This window comes from Bacillus sp. WC2503, assembly GCF_052682895.1.
In genome coordinates, this window is the sequence record NZ_JBQYMD010000001.1 from 2237410 (window position 1) to 2259683 (window position 22274).

The 22274-nt window shown below is 34.8% G+C and carries 21 protein-coding genes and 3 other annotated features (1 of these 24 running past the window's edge); of the genes, 5 read left to right on the forward strand and 16 right to left on the reverse strand.

The genetic code is table 11. From position 1 onward, the window contains the following. Positions 1-143 (reverse strand) — a binding site (T-box leader); it reaches 77 nt to the left of the window's first position. A gap of 9 nt (positions 144-152) precedes the next feature. Together ACUN26_RS11490 and ACUN26_RS11495 are read right to left on the reverse strand one after the other, a co-directional pair. Continuing rightward, positions 153-1229, reverse strand: coding sequence for a bifunctional 3-deoxy-7-phosphoheptulonate synthase/chorismate mutase (locus tag ACUN26_RS11490; RefSeq protein WP_001273577.1), 1077 nt, complete (start codon positions 1227-1229; stop codon positions 153-155). A 194-nt stretch (positions 1230-1423) separates the two neighbouring features. Next, positions 1424-1660: a binding site (T-box leader), on the reverse strand. A 54-nt stretch (positions 1661-1714) separates the two neighbouring features. Continuing rightward, positions 1715-1951, reverse strand: a binding site (T-box leader). Positions 1952-2059: 108 nt separating this feature from the next. Continuing rightward, entirely contained in the window at positions 2060-5542 is a 3483-nt protein-coding gene (locus tag ACUN26_RS11495) for a DUF4020 domain-containing protein (protein ID WP_000265199.1), read from the reverse strand. Positions 5543-5723: 181 nt separating this feature from the next. Here ACUN26_RS11495 and ACUN26_RS11500 point away from each other — a divergent pair, with 181 nt between their 5' ends. Next, positions 5724-6161 (forward strand): YndM family protein, encoded by a 438-nt coding sequence (locus ACUN26_RS11500; RefSeq protein ID WP_001013100.1) that lies wholly within the window; start codon positions 5724-5726, stop codon positions 6159-6161. 128 nt (positions 6162-6289) lie between these two features. Here ACUN26_RS11500 and ACUN26_RS11505 read toward each other — a convergent pair whose 3' ends face one another. Genes ACUN26_RS11505 through ACUN26_RS11515 form a run of 3 tightly spaced genes read right to left on the reverse strand, consistent with a single transcriptional unit; the run spans position 6290 to position 7677 of the window. Next, positions 6290-6820 carry a cysteine hydrolase family protein gene (locus ACUN26_RS11505; RefSeq protein WP_000709524.1) on the reverse strand — a complete coding sequence of 177 codons (531 nt, stop codon included), beginning with the start codon at positions 6818-6820 and terminating at the stop codon, positions 6290-6292. A 41-nt stretch (positions 6821-6861) separates the two neighbouring features. Beyond that, complete coding sequence (locus ACUN26_RS11510) at positions 6862-7401, reverse strand: GNAT family N-acetyltransferase (protein ID WP_000898791.1); 540 nt, start codon at positions 7399-7401, stop codon at positions 6862-6864. Positions 7402-7410: 9 nt separating this feature from the next. Then, positions 7411-7677: a YfzA family protein gene (locus tag ACUN26_RS11515; RefSeq protein WP_225988035.1), complete on the reverse strand. Its 267-nt coding sequence runs from the start codon at positions 7675-7677 to the stop codon at positions 7411-7413. Positions 7678-7818: 141 nt separating this feature from the next. On the opposite strand from ACUN26_RS11515, the gene ACUN26_RS11520 reads away from it, so the two are divergent. After that, positions 7819-8340: a kinase gene (locus ACUN26_RS11520; RefSeq protein WP_000987481.1), complete on the forward strand. Its 522-nt coding sequence runs from the start codon at positions 7819-7821 to the stop codon at positions 8338-8340. 39 nt (positions 8341-8379) lie between these two features. Here the strand turns inward: ACUN26_RS11520 and ACUN26_RS11525 are convergent, their stop codons facing one another. The 4 genes from ACUN26_RS11525 to ACUN26_RS11540 form a co-directional block, all read right to left on the reverse strand. Beyond that, a complete protein-coding gene (locus tag ACUN26_RS11525; protein ID WP_000206092.1) occupies positions 8380-9045 on the reverse strand; it encodes a hypothetical protein in 666 nt (221 codons plus the stop codon). Positions 9046-9097: 52 nt separating this feature from the next. Next, positions 9098-9520, reverse strand: a complete 423-nt coding sequence (locus ACUN26_RS11530) for an SMI1/KNR4 family protein (protein ID WP_000665933.1) — start codon at positions 9518-9520, stop codon at positions 9098-9100. A gap of 204 nt (positions 9521-9724) precedes the next feature. Then, positions 9725-11191: a cell wall-binding protein EntB gene (gene entB, locus ACUN26_RS11535; RefSeq protein ID WP_000720110.1), complete on the reverse strand. Its 1467-nt coding sequence runs from the start codon at positions 11189-11191 to the stop codon at positions 9725-9727. Between the two features lie 215 nt (positions 11192-11406). Beyond that, a complete protein-coding gene (locus ACUN26_RS11540; protein WP_000077243.1) occupies positions 11407-11898 on the reverse strand; it encodes a hypothetical protein in 492 nt (163 codons plus the stop codon). A gap of 180 nt (positions 11899-12078) precedes the next feature. On the opposite strand from ACUN26_RS11540, the gene ACUN26_RS11545 reads away from it, so the two are divergent. Further along, positions 12079-12459 (forward strand): VOC family protein, encoded by a 381-nt coding sequence (locus ACUN26_RS11545; RefSeq protein WP_000687538.1) that lies wholly within the window; start codon positions 12079-12081, stop codon positions 12457-12459. A gap of 51 nt (positions 12460-12510) precedes the next feature. Next, positions 12511-12996 (forward strand): GNAT family N-acetyltransferase, encoded by a 486-nt coding sequence (locus tag ACUN26_RS11550; RefSeq protein WP_001171007.1) that lies wholly within the window; start codon positions 12511-12513, stop codon positions 12994-12996. A 99-nt stretch (positions 12997-13095) separates the two neighbouring features. On the opposite strand, the gene ACUN26_RS11555 is transcribed toward ACUN26_RS11550, so the two are convergent. From ACUN26_RS11555 to ACUN26_RS11565, 3 genes are all read right to left on the reverse strand, one after another. Further along, a complete protein-coding gene (locus tag ACUN26_RS11555; protein WP_000335421.1) occupies positions 13096-13641 on the reverse strand; it encodes an NADPH-dependent FMN reductase in 546 nt (181 codons plus the stop codon). 287 nt (positions 13642-13928) lie between these two features. Further along, on the reverse strand, positions 13929-14465 hold the full coding sequence (locus ACUN26_RS11560) for a DinB family protein (protein ID WP_001172119.1): 537 nt from the start codon (positions 14463-14465) through the stop codon (positions 13929-13931). Between the two features lie 111 nt (positions 14466-14576). Continuing rightward, positions 14577-15623, reverse strand: a complete 1047-nt coding sequence (locus ACUN26_RS11565; RefSeq protein ID WP_001259294.1) for a DUF2332 domain-containing protein — start codon at positions 15621-15623, stop codon at positions 14577-14579. Between the two features lie 377 nt (positions 15624-16000). Between ACUN26_RS11565 and ACUN26_RS11570 the strand changes: the two genes are divergently transcribed. Beyond that, positions 16001-17503, forward strand: coding sequence for a malate:quinone oxidoreductase (locus tag ACUN26_RS11570; protein WP_000069153.1), 1503 nt, complete (start codon positions 16001-16003; stop codon positions 17501-17503). 61 nt (positions 17504-17564) lie between these two features. On the opposite strand, the gene lsrB is transcribed toward ACUN26_RS11570, so the two are convergent. Genes lsrB through ACUN26_RS11590 form a run of 4 tightly spaced genes read right to left on the reverse strand, consistent with a single transcriptional unit; the run spans position 17565 to position 22022 of the window. Continuing rightward, positions 17565-18608: an autoinducer 2 ABC transporter substrate-binding protein LsrB gene (lsrB, locus tag ACUN26_RS11575; protein ID WP_000823645.1), complete on the reverse strand. Its 1044-nt coding sequence runs from the start codon at positions 18606-18608 to the stop codon at positions 17565-17567. Then, positions 18605-19594 (reverse strand): ABC transporter permease, encoded by a 990-nt coding sequence (locus tag ACUN26_RS11580; RefSeq protein WP_000683485.1) that lies wholly within the window; start codon positions 19592-19594, stop codon positions 18605-18607. The genes lsrB and ACUN26_RS11580 overlap by 4 nt, the downstream gene beginning before the upstream one ends. Beyond that, complete coding sequence (locus ACUN26_RS11585; RefSeq protein WP_000827682.1) at positions 19591-20544, reverse strand: ABC transporter permease subunit; 954 nt, start codon at positions 20542-20544, stop codon at positions 19591-19593. The genes ACUN26_RS11580 and ACUN26_RS11585 overlap by 4 nt, the downstream gene beginning before the upstream one ends. Then, positions 20541-22022, reverse strand: coding sequence for a sugar ABC transporter ATP-binding protein (locus ACUN26_RS11590; protein WP_000427976.1), 1482 nt, complete (start codon positions 22020-22022; stop codon positions 20541-20543). Before ACUN26_RS11590 ends, ACUN26_RS11585 begins: the two co-directional genes overlap by 4 nt. Positions 22023-22274 lie beyond the last annotated feature (252 nt).

Consider the following 22274-nt stretch of genomic DNA (forward strand, 5'->3'; position numbering starts at 1 on the left):
TTTGACCGTCTTCCCCTCCAAAAGTTGTCGGGAAAGATGCTCCAAGGCTGTAATTCATGCTTATCTTTGTACTGATTCACACCGACCATCAGCTCTCTTTAACAGTGAGATAAGCACTACTGTTTCCTCTTCAGCGCATATATGATATGGAATTAAGATAATTTATTTTTGAAACCTTTTAACTCATCCATGAATCTATGGAATTCTGGAATGTCCATTTGTTGTGCAGAATCTGATAATGCAACTGCTGGATCTGGATGAACTTCAGCCATTACTGCATCAGCTCCAATAGCAAGTGCCGCTTTCGCTGTTGGTAATAATAAATCTCTACGTCCAGTTGAATGTGTTACGTCAACGATAACTGGTAAATGTGTTTCTTTCTTTAAAATCGGTACTGCAGAAATGTCTAATGTGTTACGTGTTGCTCTTTCGTATGTGCGGATACCGCGCTCACAAAGAATAATTTGGTCATTACCTTGCGCAATAATGTATTCTGCTGCATTAATGAACTCATCAATTGTTGCTGCTAATCCACGTTTTAGTAATACTGGTTTATTAACTTTACCTACAGCTCGTAGTAAATCGAAGTTTTGCATGTTACGTGCGCCAACTTGAATTACATCAACGTATTCTAATGCCATTTCAACATCGTTCGGATTTAAAATTTCACTAATAATCGCTAAGTCGAACTCATCTGCTACTTGGCGTAAAATTTGTAACCCTTCTACTCCTAAACCTTGGAAATCATATGGAGATGTTCTCGGTTTGAAAGCACCACCGCGCATTAATTTTAAGCCTTGGTCTTTCATAGCTTGCCCTACTTGGCGAACTTGCTCTAAGCTTTCTACTGCACAAGGCCCCATGATGAACGTTTGTGTTCCGTCCCCAATCAATTCACCTTTTACATTAACGATTGTATTTTCTTGTTTCTTTTTACGTGATACTAATAACGCCTTACGGTTATCATCTTCTTGTAATTCTAAGCTAGCTTTGAAGATTGTTTTGAAAATATGTTGAACTGTTGACGTTTCGAATGGTCCTTCGTTGTGCTCTGCGATCATATCAAGTACTTCACGCTCACGTACTGGATCAAAGCGTTTCGTACCTTGTACTTGCTTTTGCTCCCCGATTTTTTGAACGATTTCACCACGTTTGTTTAAAAGGTGTAATAGTTGTAAGTTAATTTCATCTACCTGTTTACGTAATTGATCTAATTCATGATTTGCCATTTGGAAATCCTCCTCTAATGTTTTAAAAGTATAGTAAGAGAATGAAAAATTCTCTATTTTCTGAACTGGTTAATTATACAAATTTAAAGTGGAATCGATACCTCTTCTTATCTTAAACTAATAATTACCACAAAGACACTAGCTACTAGCTGAAAATCACTTTTTTTGTACAAAAAAGCCCTACTGATCCAATCAGTAGGGACGATATTTATCGCGGTACCACCCTAGTTGTAGACTTCTTTCGTCTACCTCTCTTCCTTGTTAACGATCAATGTGACCGTCTTTCCCTTCATAAAGACAATACTATCTTTACTACGAAAAAGATGCTCCAGGACTGTAATTCGCTCTTGTTTTTGTACTGGTTCGCACCAACCACCAGCTCTCTGTTACAGGGAAACAACAACTACTGCTTTTCCTTTCAATGCATGACTATTTTATTTTCAAGTTGGACCACTAAAATACAAAAAGTCCCTACTGAATAAATCAGTAGGGACGATATTTATCGCGGTACCACCCTAGTTGTAGACTAACTTTCCGTCTACCTCTCTTCACTGTTAACGATCAATTGACCGCTCTTTCTTCATAAAGACAATCCTATCTTTACTACGAAAAAGATGCTCCAAGACTGTAATTCATGATTATCCCTGTACTGGTTCACACCAACCACCAGCTCTCTGTTACAGTAAGACTAACCACTACTGTGATCTCTTCATTGCACTTTGTTTATTCAAATGTTTTTGAAATTGAATAAGTATGATTCGTATTATAGAACGCTTTTCAAAACACTGTCAATATGTTTTTTATATATTTTTTAAAATTCCACTTTCGTCCTATATTTCTTCTTGTAAATTCCCCATTACAATTCCGATGCGAATCATCTCATTTTCTATTAAGTTTAATACGTGTTTTTCTATTCCAAACTGGGCTAATCGTTTTTTTATTTGTATGATTTCATTTTCAAGAAAATCAGCTTCCTGACGTGTTTGCAGTAAAGTGAAAAACACATTTGCATACATTTCTTTATACGCTTTCATACTCTCTTTCTTTTCAAGCATTTCAATAAATAACTGTTTCATTTCCTCTCCTGCACATTCTCCATTTACATCTATAAATGTACGCGACAAAATACGTAATCCTTTTTCTAAAATCTCATCCATGTATAAAATAATACGTAAAATCATTACATATTCTCTCGTTGTTATCTCACCCATTTTTGGTCGTTCTCGTAAAAATATACTGAGCCAAGCTGTCCAAAATTTTTGTTGTTCTTTTACACTTAATGTTTTAACGTAATAGCATAAATGTTGCATAAATTTAATTTTATTCTCTTCATTTTCTCGTATAAGCAACGGATATAGCCAATCTGTTTTTTGTTCCCAATACAGCACACATTTTATAAATACAAAACTAAGCCACTTCAAGAAAGCTTCCCTCGTATGCGGGTGTAAAACTTCTAAATGCTCTACTGCATACTTAATAAACCTCTTCATTTCAGTAAATAAAGGTAAATTTATTTGCGTATAACATAGACCTGCCCAAGCATATTTCGTAATCTCATTTTCTTTCTTTAATTCTAAGTAAGGTAACAAATATTTTCGGCACCATTGTTTCTCAATATGATATAAAAATGTAATATCTGCTATTAAACGCGCAAACATAAAGTTTGTCCGTTCAGAACTTACTCTTACTTGTTCTTCAAATAAAAATAAATATTCATACACATTGCGATCGTATAAATGATCATATGATAACAGTTTTAATAATACAGCTGTCATTTTTCCAACAGGATGCTGAATCGACTCATTATAAAAGTCTTGTTTTCCAATCTTAAAATCTGTATCGCTTTTCATAACTTGAGGAAATACCGAAAAAGCAAAACGTTTTACAAACCGTATACTATTCTCCTCTAACTCTTCTAATCGATTACTAATCTCATATAGAAAACTACTAATTAACCAATGAAACGCAGTGTTTCTAACAAATTTCTGTAACAGCGGAATAATTTTTTGGATTTGCCCATTTGTCAGTCTCCGGTTATTTCGCCACTCTCTAATACAAACAAACCACACTTCGTTACTTATTTCATGCATGCCTACTAATTGGTACGCAAATGAAATACTCCACTCTGTATTCAATTTACATGCCTTTGATAACATCTCTAAAAAATGACGTTGTTCAAAAACACCGTCATTCGAAAATTGCCGAATTTGGTTCATGATTTCATCGTCTTTCAGCTGCAGTAATCCATCGGCAGTTACATTACAAGTAATACTTTGTTCGATAGCCTTTTTTTTAGGTACACTGTATAGAACAGAATGAAAATGCGGATGTTTCTGTTTCATTAGCTCGTATCCTTGTGCTGTTGATGGACTATTTGAATCACAAGTGAATAATAAATCTAAGACTAAACAAACATCAAATGCCCTCTCCTCTGCAAGGTGCTTCGTTGCAGTTTGAATGACTTCTTCCTTTGTTTTTTCTAAAGAATGTGCGTAATGATTTTTTAAAAGTTGAAACACCTCATGTTTATATGTGACATCTAAAAGAAGCCCTTCCTGTAACAACCATTTCATTTTATCATCTACGCTAACAAATAAATTTTTATTCATCGCATCAATTGCAATTCGCTTTTGAAGCAAACTATTTGCTTCTATCATTTCTGTAATATAATAATTCGCTTTTTTCTCATTGTTTTCACATAAATAGATTAGACACTCTTTTACAATTTGAATTAAAAATGCAAGGTCATTTTGATGAAACTCTTTTTCTACATTTTCCTTATTTCTTTTTTTCAGTGCCGTTTGTCTTAATGACAACATTCGCATCTTCTCTAATCCCATCATCAAAATGGGAACTGCGTAATAAGAAATATGCGGTCTCATCTTCTCATTCCAAATTTGCTCCACATGAGAAAATGTAGACACCGGTAACCGACTCGATTCCTCAAGTTCAATGGATTCTTGCGTATCATTTCCTAACTTTCTTTCACGCTTCAACTTAAGTTTTCCGTCCAAAATAAACGTTAGTAACAATAAAGCAATTTCTTTATGCTCAGGAAAAAAACACTTTTGCAATAAGTAAGAGATTTTTTCTATAGATTTACTATCTTTTTCAGCTGTTTCTAATAAAAGGAGTGTCCATCTTGCAAACAACAATGGGTCCATTTTGATCTTCGTCTCGTTTAAATAGCTGCAAATTGTTCTCCATAATAACGGGGATATTTTAGAATGATTTTTAAAAATCAATTGAAATAATTCTTTCTGATGACTAAAAAGAAATTGTTCCACCAACCATTCTGCAAGCAATTCATCTACTTCATCATAGGTTGACGTAAGCAAAAATAAATTTCGTAATTTCCCCTCTGCTTCAAGCCATTCCACCCATTCATAATCTCGGGCAAATTCAACAAAATATCGAACAGTTTCAATTTTTTTAATGGACTGTTTTATGTAGGATAATTGTTCCTGCTCTACTGATGGTGGCACTGTTACAATGTCACGAATACGCATTCTTTTTGTAATATAATTATCCCCCATTAATTCCGCCCAGCGTTTTACCGCTTTGACGAGGGACTGGTGATTATTTGATTTATTCGGATACACAATCGGCCTTATCCCTAAATGTTCCCAGTGATACGTATTTTCTCCTTGTGCGACAAATGCATAGCGCCTTGTACTTGGTGGTAAACCAGTTGCTAAATATTTCATTACTGGGTCATTATGGCTATACCCAACGAATAAAACGGTGTAATTGGAGAATAAATCAACTAAAAATCTTCTCGCCCATCCTTCCGTTAAGTAAGCCCTTCCAAAATCACCATCTGTTAAAATTAAAGCTTCCTTTTCTTGTTCTATATTTCCATGTATGTAAGCAAGCCCTTTAAACGCTCTACCTGTAGGTAAAGCAGGTGCATAATAAACATTTAATTCTCTATTCATTTCGTTCATCGCAGTTGTAAAATGTCGATCAAAATTCGTCGTTACAATGCGAACTTCTGTATCTAAAGGAAACAACCTCGGAATTGCAAAATGAAGCGGATTTGGTTTTGACGTTTCTATATGAACTAGGTCTTTTGCAACTTGATGTACATCTTTTGTTTTCGCAATTTTACCAAGATAATAATCATGAGGTTCTGTTATTTCACGCTTTTCGACATATAAAGTTTTTGCAATTTCATCAACTAAATCATCAAAATTCGGTAAGTTTGATTTCCCTTTCATAGAAACTCCCGCTCCAACAAACAATACTAACTTTCCTTGTTCAAGATGATCGATTAGCTCATCTGGAATTTCTACTTCTGAAGTAATCCACATTTGGATTCACCCCTTACCTAAAAATGTCATATACTCTCATTTTACTATAACATTTTTTTGTTATTTTTTTAATATTTAGACATAAATTCGAACATGAAAAAGTTTTATTTAAATATATTAGTTACAATGTATGAACTCCTGAGTTTATTGCAAAACTATGTATAAATCGGAGGTGTAACTATTGAATGGTTTTACTGTAGTACTTATCAAATTCATATCATGCATTATCGCATTTAGTATCGGACTAGCTTTATTTTTCCCTGCAACGTTCGTCCAAATTATTTCATTCAGTCTTTTTGTGACAATCGTATCTTATATGTTCGTTGATAAAATTATTTTAAATCGCATTGGCAATACTGGTGCCATTATGACAGATTTCTTATTAGCGTATTTAAGCGTTTGGATTTTCGGTAATATTTTATTAGACAACTACATGCAAATTGCATGGGGAAGTATCCTTTCAGCGATTGTCTTCACATTATCAGAAGTAATTGTACATCGCTTCTCTAACTCACACACAAGACATCACAACGATAATATTCATATTAATCGCCGATTTGCATATGGTACGGAGTTTGCTGAAGAACAGAATGTATTGGATAAAGATAAGAAGAAGTAACATCTTGATGAAGGAGCTCCCTTTTTAATCATGTGGGCTCCTTTTTCTGTACTATCATTTCGGTACATGAAATTATATAGACTTACCAACAATATTTGATATGTTATCTTCAAATAAAAAACTGCCTCTTATTTAGAGGCAGCCACTTTCAAATCTTTTAACGTCACAACATCAGCAAACGCTCCAAACACTACGTTATGATGCTTCACAATATCTTCAGCACGTAACACATCTGTATCAAATGTACTATGTGCATCACTTACTAACGTTACTTTATACCCTTCACTACATGCTCTGCGCGTTGTCGTATCCACACAGTACTCTGTTTGCATGCCTGAAATAATAACATGTTCAATTCCTTTTTCTTGTAACACTTCGTTTAAGTTTGTTTTATGGAATGAATCTGGCGTCGTCTTTTCAACGATACTATCACCCTCTTTTGGTGCAATTGCCGCATGCACCTCCCAGCCATCTGTCCCTTTTTCTAACGGGTGATCTTTTGGCCCGTTATGTTGGACATACATAACCGGAATATCATTTGAGCGACATTCCCCAATGAGTTCTTGTAATGTTTCTAAAAACTTTTCCCCATTATGTACTGATATTCCTGCTGTATACATACCTGCTTGTACATCAATTACTATTAATGCTTTTTTCATTTCGCTCATCCCCTTTGTTTGTATAAGCCATTGGATATTCACTATAGTTGTTTATATTCTATCATCCAACAATCTTCTAATTTCCCCTCATGCAGTTCATGTTCCTTTAAAATCTTCACTTTTTTAAATCCGCATTTTTCATAACACTTTATCGCACGTTCATTATTTACTTTTGGATCCATTGCGATTGCTTCCGCCCCCACGTTCTCTACAATATATGTAATCGCTGCTTGAACGAGTTTTGTTCCGATTCCCTTTCCCCAAAAGGTCGGTTCTCCGATAAATTGATCCATCCCCCATATATTTTGCGATTCTTCATATCCATATAACGCTTTCCATTCAGAATCAACTTGGTACATTTGAATGTATCCGATCGGCACTTCATCAAATTCTATTAAACATCTTTTTTCATGGCTGTTTGGATTATGTATAAAATGAGTAAGCACCATTTCTACAGATTGCGGATTATCGCGTCCTTCGTAATACTGCAAAACTTCTGGGTCTGTTAACCATTTAGACATGATAGGTGCGTCATCTTCTATTACGTACCTAACCAATAAATCTCCTTTTTGAAAAAGCATGTGACACCTCTATTGTTCCTGTATATTTTTCTTTACTATTACATCTTTACTTGCACCTACTAGTGCATATGGTAGTAATGTTATCGCAAAAAATATTGTAAATACATTCAATTGCGAGATTTTATATGGTGTGAACCATTCCGTGAAAAATTGAGAATGTAAAACTCTATTAAAAAACTCTCCGCCCAGTCTAAAGTTTGGTTTCCATTCAGTAACATCACAAATAATAAAAATGAATTGTACAATTAAAAATGCCCCTAAATACCGAAACCAAATTCAATTCCAAATCGGCTGCACTTTATTTAATGTATCTTCCATCTAGCTCTCACCTTTTTTATTTCTATCATATTGATTATACACTTTCCTCACTTTATTTGTTAAAATTTTCTATACAATCAAAGATGTTGGGGGAAATATATGATGTCTAATCCTATACAAAAATCAACTTTAATTATCCTTCGGGGAAACTCCGCAAGTGGCAAAACAACAATCGCAAAGGAACTGCAAGAACATTTCGGGCAAGGTACACTATTAGTCTCACAAGATGTCGTGCGTAGAGATATGCTAAAAGTACACGACACAATGGGTAACTTATCTCATGATTTACTATTTGAAATTACAAAGTATGGAAAAGGAAAATGTGAATTTGTTATTTTAGAAGGTATTTTAAACAGTCGTAGATACGGTAATATGCTGAAAGAATTAATACACCACTTTGATGGAAACGCGTATACATACTACTTCGATTTATCATTAGAGGAAACGATCAGACGCCATAATACAAGAGAAAAACGAATTGAGTTTGGAGAGGATTCATTACGAAAATGGTACAATCCTCACGATACAATTGTAGTGAATAGGGAGACTGTTTTTACAGATGCTTTTACGCAAAAAGATATATTTCATGCGATTCTTAATGATGTAACGATACAAAAATAAGACCGACAGAATATGTCAGTCTTATTTTCGTTATGTACTTTATATTTTGGTTTTTATAATTGAACAATCTTTACATAAATAAAAATATATATTCATTTCCCCGAACTGGAAATCAACTACTGAAATAAGTTTCCGTTCCTTAATATCTTGTGTAATTGTAGCAACATACTTCATTTCTTTAGAGCAAGTTGGACATGCAAAATCCTCTGGAAGATCTTCATATAATGGTGCCCCTAATAATCTACAAACATATTCTGAACCGAACAAGTCAAAAGCTTCCCAGTAACTATTCTCATCAGTAGGTATATCTTCATTTTTCATATTTATAAGCTTTACAGTTGTTTTTGGTAATGAAACTGGAAGCTTATCTTCCTCTTCCATTACCCATTCTTCTGTATTTTCTTGCCGTATAATTTGAACTGTTTTACCTCCATTACTTAATTGGAAATATTGTGGCTCCCACACCATTGCACAATTCAAGCATGAAACTAATGGTAAAATATTTAGTTCTCCACTTTTAAGTTCAGCAAGCCGCTCATCATTCAAATCAAAACAAATGATTTGGTGCATCTTCTCACCACATAACTTACATACTGGTAAATGACAATCTTGATCGCCGAAATAATGATTATACAAATCTTTCCCTTCGATTACTCTATACCCTTTCTTTTCATTGCAATATGCGCCATATAATTCCGTTGTCATATTCCATCCTCGCTTTATATAAATGTGATCCACCATATTATATTAATTAACACTAAAAAGCATCGTCTTCCTGCATAGTTTCTATAATAAATCCTTTTAAATTTCGGGCTATTTCTTCCCTTTCCGCATCTTCGTGATACCAAATATATATTTCATCACAAACTATTCCGTTATGTATTTTAAAGCACAATTTATCCCCTGAACCATCGTCACCAATTATCATAAGGTCTTCAGATATATATTCATCTCTCAACTCAATATTTTGTCTAACTACATCATCCCAAGTTTTTGCTACATTTTTATTATCTTTAATAGGATATAATATCCATTCCCCTATTTCAGCGTTATTTACTAATTTAAAAAGATCTCTATATTGTGCCGGGAAAACAACACCTAACTTTTCTTCGGTTTCTTTTATATACAATTCAAATACACCTTGTTTCTTTGTTTCAATAATTTCTCTTACTTCTTTCATACAATACACCTATCCTTTGAACTTAATTACACGAATATGAGTGAAAGTGCTTAGCAAATAATTTAATTTATATATTTCATTATATATTAACCCTTCGTTGCCATCATACTGTTCTTGTCAATTTCTCAATGAATCACACTAACTCAAAAAATAAAAGCCAGCCTCAATAAAGAGAACTGACTTCTATCTAGATAACTATATATATTATAGAATTTTCACTTTAACGGTTTGTCTTCCCCAATTCATAGCTTTACTTTTTGACCCCATTAAAACATCAATGCGATTACCTTTAATTGCACTTCCGGTATCTCCAGCGATAGCTTCTCCATAACCTTCTACCCATACTTTAGATCCTAAAGGAATTACTTTCGGATCAACTGCAATAATTCTCATATTCGGATTAGCCGTTAAATCATGCCCCATCGCAGTTAAAACGCGTCCACCATATGTACCATTTTCACTTGGATCAGCAGTATATGCTGTCGCTACTACCGTTAATTCACGTTTAGCAGACTGTGTGTTATTTTTAGATTCTTCTTTTGCTTTCGCTTCTTCTTTAGCCTTTTCTATTTCTCGAGCTTTCGCTTCTTCCTTAGCCCTTGCTATTTCTTTGGCTTTCGCTTCTTCCTTAGCCCTTGCTATTTCTTGGGCTTTTGCTTCTTCCTTAGCCTTTGCTATTTCTTGGGCTTTTGCTTCTTCCTTAGCCCTTGCTATTTCTTGGGCTTTTGCTTCTTCTTTAGCCTTTGCTATTTCTTGGGCTTTCGCTTCTTCTTTAGCCTTTGCTATTTCTTGGGCTTTCGCTTCTTCTTTAGCCTTTGCTATTTCTTGGGCTTTCGCTTCTTCCTTAACTTTTTCTACCTCTTTTACTTTTGCTTCTTCCTTAGCCTTTGCTATTTCTTGTACTTTCGCTTCTTCCTTAGCCTTTGCTATTTCTTGGGCTTTCGCTTCTTCTTTAACTTTTTCTACCTCTTTTACTTTTGCTTCTTCCTTAGGCTTCGCTATTTCTTGTACTTTTGTTTCTTCTTTAGGCTTCGCTATTTCTTGCACTTTCTTTTCTTCCTTACCTTTTGCTACTTCTTGTACTTTTACTTCTTCCAGCATTTTTGTTGTTTCTTTTGTTTTTGCTATTTCCTGTATTTTTGCTACTTTCTGCGTTTTGGCTTCTTCCTTAGCTTTTACCGCTTTTTGTACTTTCGCTACTTGCTTCGTTTTCTCTCCAGCTTTCTTTTCACTTGGTGCTGTACTTGATAGGAAAGAAACATTTGCATAAGCTGTTTTTCCTTTATACTCAAATTGTAGCCATCCGTCTTTTGCTTGATGCGTTGATTCAATTACATCATCTTTTTTCAGTCTACCAAGAATTTCTGATTCTGTGTTTGCTTCAGAGCGTACATTTAACAAGTTTGCTGTTACATGATAAATATCTTTTGTAAACTCCGAACTTACAAACAATTCTTTACCATTTAAATCAATTTTTGACCATCCTTCTTCGGTATTTATTACTTTTAACTTTTGTCCTTCTTTTACTTTTTCGATAACTTTTGATTCCGTAGTTGGCTTTTCACGTACGTTGAGTACATCCGCTGTTACGATCGTTTCTGCGATAGCAGATGTAGTAAAAGCCCCCAATCCAAAAACTGTTGCTGTTGCTGCGCCAATTATTTTTTTCATATTAGCCTCCATTGCTTTTTTTGGGTTTTATGAAATGCTCCCATAAAATTAGGTAATTTCACGGAATATCAAAACATTTGCAATGATATATTTATACTGCCTAATATACCGTTATTAAAACCCTTTACTCCAATAGTATCAAATTCTCATTTTTAATTCTATAAATTATCAATCTCTTTATCTTATATAAACGTTTCTAATCCTTTTTCTTTTTACTAAATAGTCGTTGCAATTCCTGCCAGAAATAAACTTACAATTGCTAAAAATGAAGTACCGACTATAGCCCCTCTTAAATGGAACATGTAATCTTTATATCCCTTCATCCCATCCGTACAAGGAATAACAACAAACCTCGGAGTAATCCAGCAAAAAATAAGCCAATCAATTATAATTAAATCTACTAAATTGAAGATCATTAAAATGCCTAAAGTATGTAAATAAGCTTCAATATACAATAATTTTTCTTGTTGATGTAGTATATATGTAGAAACGAAAGGAGTACCGAAAAGAATTATATTGTATGCAATATTAAAGTAAATCGTTTGCTTTTTTTCATGAATTGATTTCGGAAGAACTACCTTTTGAATATCTTTCGGATAATCATTTAATGATAGACGAGGATTATAATATACAGACCCCAATATCATTACGGAAAGTACAATAGACATAATGACACCAACGTACATCATTTGCTCAAATTGACTCATAAGCCTCATTCACCCTTTTCTGTAATTCCTATGTAAGTCATTCACTTAATTACACATTGTATGTACGGACACAACTAAAAATTAAAAATTATCTTTTTTGCCAAATCAAATCCCTTGTAATATAAATACAGTTTTTATACAGTGAAAGCCTAATTAGTACAGATAGGATTGGTGGAACCTATGAAAATTGAACATATCGCAATTTGGGTAAATGATTTAGAATTAATGCGTGATTTTTATATAAAATACTTTAACGGTAAATCAAACTCTTTATATCATAATGAAGCGAAACAATTTGAATCTTATTTTATTACGTTCGAATCTGGAGCAAGGATCGAACTAATGCGTAAAAAAGGTATAGAAAACCAGCCTAACCTTCATATAACTGGCTATGCACATATGGCTTTTTCTGTCGGTAGTGAAGAACGTGTAAATACATTTACTACAACATTACAAGATGATGGTTACCCTTTATTAAGTGGACCTCGTTTCACTGGAGATGGATATTACGAAAGTGTGATAGGCGATCCGGAAGGTAATCAAATTGAAATTACGATTTAGCTTACTTTTTCTTTTCTGAAGAACAAATAAAAATTGGTTTGGAGGAATATTATGCAAAAGCTATATTTTACTAAATATGGAGCAACAGATTTCAATCAATATTTCCAACTCGTATCAAATGAAGAAGTGATGGCGCAAATTACCGAGCGTGCCATTCCGTTAGATGAGGCACAAAATGACTTTGAAAAATTGTTAAAGCGCAACGAAAAGCATCGGCTATTTGGCTCCTATAAAGTGTATGACTCTATTACAAATGAATATATCGGCCTTGGACACGTTACACTCAGTGAGGAAAATGAAAAAGAGGCTGAAATTGGTTATATGATTTTGCCAGGATACTGGGGAAAGAGATATGGTAGTGCGATTGCAAAGGAATTAATGCATATAGCGAAGCAAACAGAAGTAAACGTATTAAAAGCAATTATTGATCCGAATAATATCCCCTCTCGTAAAATATTATTAAACTTCGGTTTTACATCTGAAAAAGTTTGCGAGATTGATGGATTGCCTGGGGAGATTTTGAGTACATATATTTAACTATATAAAAAAGCAGTGCTACATTTGAACTAACCGTAGCATTGCTTTTATCTTTTATTATTATAAAAGTCCATTTTCACTTTAATACGAACTAAATCATTATTTCTTTATCTCGTCTACTACACTTTGAACTAAAGAGATAAGAGCTTCCTTTGTATCCTCATCTGTTACCTTTGCATCATTACTAAATTTAGTGCGCGCTGATGAGATTAATAGCGAACCATTTTGAACGACAATTGTATCTAGCATACCTAGCGTAAGTAATAATGATTCATGAGCTTTATCCCCTCCAGCAATCGACGGTGAAGCTGTTATAATAGCAACTGGCTTTTTATAAAGTTCCGCTGATGAAACAAGCCATTCTAATGCATTCTTCAAAACTCCTGGAATACTTTTTGCGTACTCTGGTGTACAAATAATAAGTGCATGTGCCTCACTTAATGTCTTTCGAAATTTTTCAACAACAATCGGTGCTCCAACTCGATCTACATCCGGATTAAAATGAGGTAGTTCCCCTATCCCATTATAAATAGTGTAATCTATACCTTCTGGAATAAATGCTGCTAAAGTTTTTAATACGTTTGTGTTGGATGACCCTTCCCTAATACTTCCTGAAATCGCTATGACCCTTTTGTATTTACACATATGATCCCCCTAAGAACATCATACTGATACAGCCATAGAAAAATCAAAAATATTGAATCATTTAACAAATGTACATCCGTTAAATTTGTTTACATAATAATATTATGAGTATAAAAAACGAATCAGTTATTACTTTCACCGTTTTTCATTTAGTCTCTACATACCACGCACTATTCCACCACCGAAAGTAAAACTTTCTCAAGCTCTTTTTTAGACAACATACTATCGTTTATATACACTTGGTATGCATTTCTTCCTTCTTTTGCAGGTACTACTATTTTTTTATTTTAACATGCTGGATATGCATTAGAACCCAAATAACGTTCTTTTATAATTTGACGATGATGAAGCTCATGACCAGCGATAATGTTTGCTAATGCAAGAACCGTGACTTCAGAATTGTTCGCGATTCCCCTTTGTAACCAGGCTTCTTTATCTAAACTTTTAAGCAAATGCACAGTAGATTGGCGAACAACTATTAAATTCTCAAGAAGATCTTGCATAGATTGCTTATCAAAAGCTGCTCTAAGAACATACATATCATCGTTATATCCAGGAAGTTCTGCTGTCTCGCCTCTTGCTATGGAAAGCAATCGATATGCCATAATACGTTCAGTATCCACAATATGACCGATTACTTCTTTTATACTCCATTTATTAGGAGCATATCGAAAATGTCCCTCACTATCAGAAATATCTTTCAATAAAAGATTTGTTTCCTTCATTTGTTGCTCTAGAATACGTATGATATCTCCATTTGGTATTAAATTTATGTACGTTGAATAATACGGATTATATTCATTTGCGTCTGGTCTCTTTTGCATGCTTATCATCCTTTTTATCTTATCTTTATATACAACTTATCATAAAGTATTATCATATTAATCAGATAATTTAAATTCTAAAACAAAAGGTCCCCTTCCTATAGAATTACATTAACAAAGCGACTCATCCCCAAGCTTCCAACTAAACCATCTCCCATGCCCTTCCGTTTCCCCAACAGTTTCACGATATTCGTTTCCGTTAATATAATAATCAATATGAAGATCACGATCCCACATGTTGTTATATAGGTGGAATACATCACGTTTTGCACCAATTTCTTTCATTTGTTTTTCTAGCGTATGTTTTACATTCTCAGGTATTTGGTTTGCCACATGTGTATGGAAAATACAAATAACAGCATCTTCCCTTATTTGATTTACAATGGCCGGAAGAAGCGCTACACCGTCCCCTTCAATTAATTGCACTGATTTTTCTTTTACAAGCGTCGCTGCTTGGTCAAACATTTCAAGCCTTTCTTTATGTTCTGGCCAAATGAGTGCACGTAGCCATAAATAATTTTCCTCATTATGTAAATCATTCACATGTAAATCAAGCCCGATTCTTTCTACGACAGGCGGACTTTGTTTTAGAAAACGCGGCACATTCTCCCCTCTTATTTCAGAAGTTACATGCACATTTGAATTTACATTTCCGTACATTTCATCCGTTCCGTACGAATAACGGTATTGGTCCCAGAACAATTGTAATCCAGAGCTTGTCCCAATTTCAATTAATGCTACTGGTTTATTCACTTTGTTAAATATGTAACAGAAACTTGGGTATAAGTATGCACACCTCCTTACTTCATTTGTTTGAACGAGTTTTGTTTGTAACAAAGTAATGATTTCTTCTCGGTATTCTTTACAGAAACCTTTAAAATAATCAAAAGCTTTATCTAAATTTGTTTCGGCATTTTCAACTAAACTACTATAATACGTTTTTAAATGATGTTCTTTCCCTGCAAGCAATAAATAATGTACTGCACCTAATAATAAGTTTGGGACTGGTTGACCTACCTGAGCATAGGACGATAGTGTAAGTACTTCCTCATCTTCAGCAATTTTCATTGATAAATATTCATATAAATCACTTGACCCTTTACATTCCTTTATTGAAAAGTTTCGAAATAAGTTTGAAATTTGCTCTTTTGTACGCATTAAAGTCCCTCCTTTTTTTTCAGAATAATCTTACCATTACCGAGAGAAAAACCCCATAAAAAGGTACTCGATTTAGTCACTTAAGGATACGTAAGCTTTTTCGAGATAATTTCAAACTGTAATTTTTTTCTATTCATTAACTGAAAAGTGCTTGTTAAATAAGAATTTTGGCAAATAAAACGTTAAATAGTTTAAAATTATCAGATAACACTAGATATTTTAGTCTATTAATTATTATAATAGAGTATGAGATGGTTATATAATTGAGACAAAAAAGGTATACACCTAGGTGGGGCCTAGGCGGTGTTTCTCTTTTACGGCTTAGACATAGAAAACACCTACTCTTTTTTGCCAATATAGGGGATGGAGAGATTATCATGAGCAACATGCAGCAAAAAACAGACGTTATCTTAATTGGTGCAGGAATTATGAGTGCAACGTTAGGCTCATTACTAAAAGAATTAGCACCTGAATGGGAAATTAAAGTTTTTGAAAAACTCGCAAGTGCCGGGGAAGAAAGCTCTAACGAATGGAATAATGCAGGTACAGGGCATTCTGCGCTATGCGAACTGAACTATACTTCCGAAAAATCTGACGGATCTATAGATATTAGTAAGGCTGTAAAAGTGAATGAGCAATTCCAGCTTTCAAGACAATTTTGGGCATATCTTGTAAAAAGCAAATTAATTCGTAATCCACAAGATTTTATTATGCCACTTCCTCATATGAGTTTAGTAGAAGGGGAAAAAAATGTAGAGTTTCTAAAAAATCGTTTTGAAGCGCTTTCAAAAAATCCACTGTTTCAAGGAATGGAGTTTTCTGATGCTCCTGAAACATTAAAAAAATGGCTTCCTCTCATTATGGAAGGTCGTACATCTAATGAACCGATGGCTGCAACGAAGATTGACTCTGGAACAGATGTTAACTTCGGTGCATTAACACGTATGTTGTTTGATTACTTACAAACGAAAAATGTCGAGCTAAACTACAAACATAGTGTCGAAAATATTAAACGCACGAAAAATGGTTTGTGGGAAGTAAAAGTACACGATATGAATAGTGGTAAAATTGAGCATCATACTGCAAAATTTGTCTTTATCGGTGGCGGTGGCGGTAGCCTACCTCTACTACAAAAGACAGGTATTCCTGAATCAAAACATATCGGTGGATTCCCAGTAAGTGGACTATTTATGGTATGTAAAAATCAAAAAGTCATTGAGCAACATCATGCAAAAGTATACGGTAAAGCTAAAGTTGGTGCTCCGCCAATGTCTGTACCTCATCTGGATACGAGATATATAGATAATAAAAAAGCTTTATTGTTCGGACCGTTCGCAGGGTTCTCACCTAAATTCTTAAAAACTGGTTCAAATCTTGACTTAATCGGTTCTGTAAAACCGAATAACGTCTTAACGATGTTAGCTGCTGGTGTAAAAGAAATGGGACTAACAAAATACTTAATTCAACAAGTTATGTTATCACATGAAAAACGTATGGAAGAATTACGCGAATTCATTCCGAACGCAAAAAGTGAAGATTGGGATATTGTAGTTGCTGGGCAACGTGTACAAGTAATTAAAGATACTGATGCTGGCGGTAAAGGCACACTTCAATTCGGTACAGAAGTTGTAAGTGCAGCTGACGGATCAATCGCTGCATTACTAGGTGCTTCACCAGGTGCTTCTACTGCCGTTCACGTCATGCTTGAAGTATTAGAAAAATGTTTCCCTGATCGTATATTAGGATGGGAAGAAAAAATAAAAGAAATGATTCCTTCTTATGGCATTTCTCTTACTGAAAATCCAAGACTATTCCAAGATTTACACACTTCAACTGGACGTACACTTGGATTAAACGAAAAAGAAACTGTTCATAATTAATGAATACATTCACAAAATGACATAATAAAAACGTCCGATATATTCGGACGTTTTTTCTTCATTAAAAATTATACTTATCAATATTATCTTTCGTAAAGACAACTCGCTCTGGTAATACGATAATTCCGTTTCCTTCTGCCTCATAGTCATATCCTTGTATGGAGTTAGGCTCTACTTTCACTTTTCCGATACCTTTTACTTCGAAGCTATCCCCTACTTTTAACTTCTTCCCTTTCACAACAATTTCATTTGCTACATATGTTGCGAGAGCCCCTTGCTGTTTTACATCCCATAATCCAAATTGTTGTACTGTTCCTCGTTTTACATAATCACGCATAACGTTCGGCGTAGAAAATCCAGTTACAACTACTTTTTTATCCATTTTTAAATTTTCTGCTGCTTGTGCCATTGCTGGAAGTGCTGTTGCATCTGGACAAATGACTGCGTTTATATCAGGATACGTTTTTAATATGTTCTCCCCTACTGACAAAGACTTTTGCGCATTATTTTCACCATACTGAGTCGTTACAATTTCCCAGTTCGGATATTTCTTTTTAATTATTTCTTTCGCCTTCGTTACCCATTGGTTTTGATCCGTTACAGTTGGACTTGAATAAAAGAATGCTACTTTTCCTTTATCTCCAATTTGCTTTGAAGTCATTTCAATCAATACATTAGCAAGTTGATCTGGTGTTCCTTGACTTATATAAAAAGAACGATCTTTCGGATTCACATCAGAATCCCACGTTAACACTGTCATCCCTTTTTTCTTAGCACGTTGCAGTGATTGTGATAGGCCGTCCACCGACGTAGAAGAAACCATTAGTGCATCATAGTTTTGGTTAATAAAATTGTTTATATATTTTACTTGTCCTGATACACTCGCTTCAGACGGTCCATCATATTTTACTTGTACACCTAGCTTATCCCCCATCTCTTTCGCGCCTTCACCACCTGATGTGAAGAAACCAACTCCAGTTAATTTCGGGATGAATGCAAATTTTACATCATCAGCCTTTTTCTTATCTGCTGTTTGACTAGAGCAAGCAATTAAACCGATTAAACAAATACATACAATAATAACAATCCCCAGTTTTCTCTTCATGAAATTTCCCCCTTATGCAAATTTCTTCTTTTTCCCGCTAAGAATGGATGTACTTTGAAATGTCTCATAATAACTGAAAGAATAAGGATAATACCAATCACTACATTGGATTGTTCATTAGTTAAGCCTGTCATTTGCAAGCCATACTGCATTAGTCCTATAAATACACTCGCTAGTACAGTACCGATAATACTTCCTTTTCCCCCTGTAATAAGTGTCCCGCCTAATACGACTGCTGTAATGATCGGTAAAATTGTTTCACTTCCCATATCAGCACGTGCGGAACCAAAATATGCAGTTAAGAAAGCTCCCCCTAATCCACCTCCTAACCCAGAAATTATATAAGCGATGATGACTACTTTCTCCGTTTTGATTCCGGTGTATTTCGCTGCATTTTCGTTTGCGCCTGTTAATTTTACGTGGCGCCCATATATGGTACGATGAAACAATACAGTGCATAAAACAGTTAATACGATTAGGATCCATAATAGATTAGGTATTCCTACTAAACTACCATTTGCCAGTTGCACATACGCATCAGGTAAACCACTTATTCCTTCGTATCCAGAAGCGCCCGCACCTCCTGAAATGACGAGTGCAATTCCTCCGTATAAAAACATCGTTCCGAGTGTAACGACAAGTGGTTCTACACCTGTCATTTTTATAATGATTCCGTTTAAAGCGCCTGCTAAGCAACTTATTATTAGGGCGATTATGACAGCAAACAAAATAGGTATTCCGCTCATCCAAAGTACACCAATCAAAATCGAAGTGAGCCCCATTATTGAGCCGACCGATACATCAATTCCTCCTGTTACAATAACGAAAGTCATTGGTATCGCCGCGATTGCGATAAATAGGAAATCATTTGTACTAAAAAGGAGATTACTAACGTTGAAGAAATCACTATTTAGAAAACTAAAGAGAATGAATTCTATAAGAAGGAATACGATTAGAACACCTTCCCATCTGTAAACATGCTTCATATATTCATCCTCCTTTCTGCTCTCCACTTTTTCATTACACTATCTAATATAATAATAAGTAATAGTAAAAATCCTGAAATAGCATTATTCCAAAATGCTGGTATTTTTAAAAAGACGAGTGAACTGCTTATTGCTTCTAAAAATAATGCACCTAATGCGGCCCCAAATATAGAACCTGTTCCCCCTTTTAAATGAATTCCTCCTAGCACAGCAGCTGCGATAACCTGTAGTTCTATTCCTGTACCTGTTTGATTTGGAACGAACCCGATATTCATAACAAAAATGCAACCAGCAAGTGCCGCACTTAAGCTCGATATAATAAACGCATTTATCTTCACTTTATTAACAGGTATCCCAATGAGTCTTGCACCATTTTCATTATCACCTACCGCATAAAAGTATCTTCCGTACGGCACTTTCATTAAAAAGAAATAGAGTAGTAGTAAAATAATAAGAACAATCCATACAGTTATCGGTAGACCAAGTATGACGATAGATGACAGCTGCTTAAAAACGTTTGGAATATCTTCAATCCACTTCCCGCCTGTGAAGATTAACATTGCACCTCTAATAATTCCTAGCATGCCTAATGTCATAATAATGGCTGGTACCCGAAACTTCGCAACGCCAATCCCGTTTAAGAAACCGATAATAGTGCCAAGTATCATAGTAGCAACAATTGAAAAGAATGCACTATACCCGTTCGTTAACAACATTCCGCAAACCGCTGCGCTTAATCCCATAATCGAGCCAACTGATACGTCTATATTTTTCGTAAATAAGACGAAAGATTGGCCAATTGCTAGAACGACTAAAATAACGCTTGATTTCATCATTAAAGATAACGAGTTAAACTGAACAAAACTAGGATTTATCATTCCGACAATGGCTATATACATAAGTAGTAACAGTATGATAGACGTTTCGTGCATTTTATACATGCGTTTCATTCCGTTACACCCCCATATGCAAGACGTGTAACTTCACCTACACTCATTTGTTCTTTCTCTAAATGAGAAACAAATTGACCATTTCGCATTACATATACACGGTTAGAAAATTGGACAATTTCCTCAATATCTGAAGAGATCATTAATATGGCGAGTCCTTCCCCTTTCATTTTTTCTATCGCCTCATACACTTCAAGTCTTGCTTTTGCATCAATTCCGCGCGTCGGTTCATCGAGAATAATAATTTTTGGGTTACATGCTAAATATTTCGCAAGCACGACTTTTTGCTGATTACCTCCTGATAAAGATGCCAGTTCTTCATTCATGTTTGGCACAACAATTCGAAACTGGTCTATATACGACTTCGCTAAAGCGCTTTCTTTTTCTCGGCTAATAAAAAAACGATTATTTTGCTGTAAACATGCTGCTGTAATATTTTCTGTAACAGATGCGATTGAGAAAATCCCATTCCTCGCTCTATCCTCTGGCACATAAACGAGTCCTTCGCCTAGCCTTTTATGCAAAGAAAATGTATCAATAGATTTTCCTTCTAATAAAATAGACCCTGTTTTTATAGATTTCAATCCAAATATCGCTTCTGCTAATTCAGTTCTACCTGATCCAACGATGCCAGCAATACCTACAATTTCTCCAGCGTGTACAGCGAATGATATATTTGAAAATGCGTGGCCAGTTACATTCGTTACTTCTAATATTTTTTTCGTCCTTTCTATCTCTTGAACTACTTCTCTTTTTTCTTCCTGTTTATATCCTTTTGGCAATAGTCCCTCCATCAGCATGTCATAAGTATAGTCACATACATCCCCTTGGCTTATAATCATTCCATCACGTAATATCGCTACTTTATTAGCAATTTCAAAGATTTCTGGAAAACGATGCGTAATGTATATCATCCCAATTCCTTTTTCTTGTAAACTTTTCATCAACACAAAAAGACTCTTCATTTCGTGAGTTGTTAATGTCGATGTTGGCTCATCTAAAATAAGAATCTCGGCTTCTCGTATTAATCCCCTAACGATTTCTACTAATTGTTGCTGCGCAATGGATAACGATGCTCCTAGCTCATAAAGGGCAATATCCCAACCTAAACTGTCCATTAATTGCTGAATCTTTACTTTCAGTTCCTTTTTCTTTCTGTTTAGCCCAATACATATATTTTCTTCAATAGTCATATGCGGAAAAATGAGTGGTTCTTGTGGTATTAAATACATACGTTCTCGATGTGCTTCTGACGGATTTGAAAATTGTTGCCTCTTTCCTTTTACATACATTTCTCCACTATCATACGAATATAACCCCGTCAATATTTTCATTAATGTTGATTTTCCAGCACCATTTCCCCCAACTAAAGCGTATATATCTCCACGCTCTACTTGTAAGTTCACTTCTTTTAGCACAAGTTGATTTGAAAACGCCTTACTCATTTTCTTTACTTGTAATAAGGGTATGTTCTCCACATGATGTCACCTGCCTTTATCCCGCTATTTACTACCCGTTCATGCCCGATTGGTGCGGGCTGAAAATCAGTGGAATGAATAACCCCCCCCACTAATTACAGTTTCACTTTATGCAGAACATTTTTTGAGAAAATGATTATTTGTTCTACTTGTTTTGTAGCATTGTATATTCCTTTTTTCATATCTAGAACACTTTTTTCACCAGACGTTTCATCGTTTCAACTGGAATAAACAAAATATGTGGCACATATG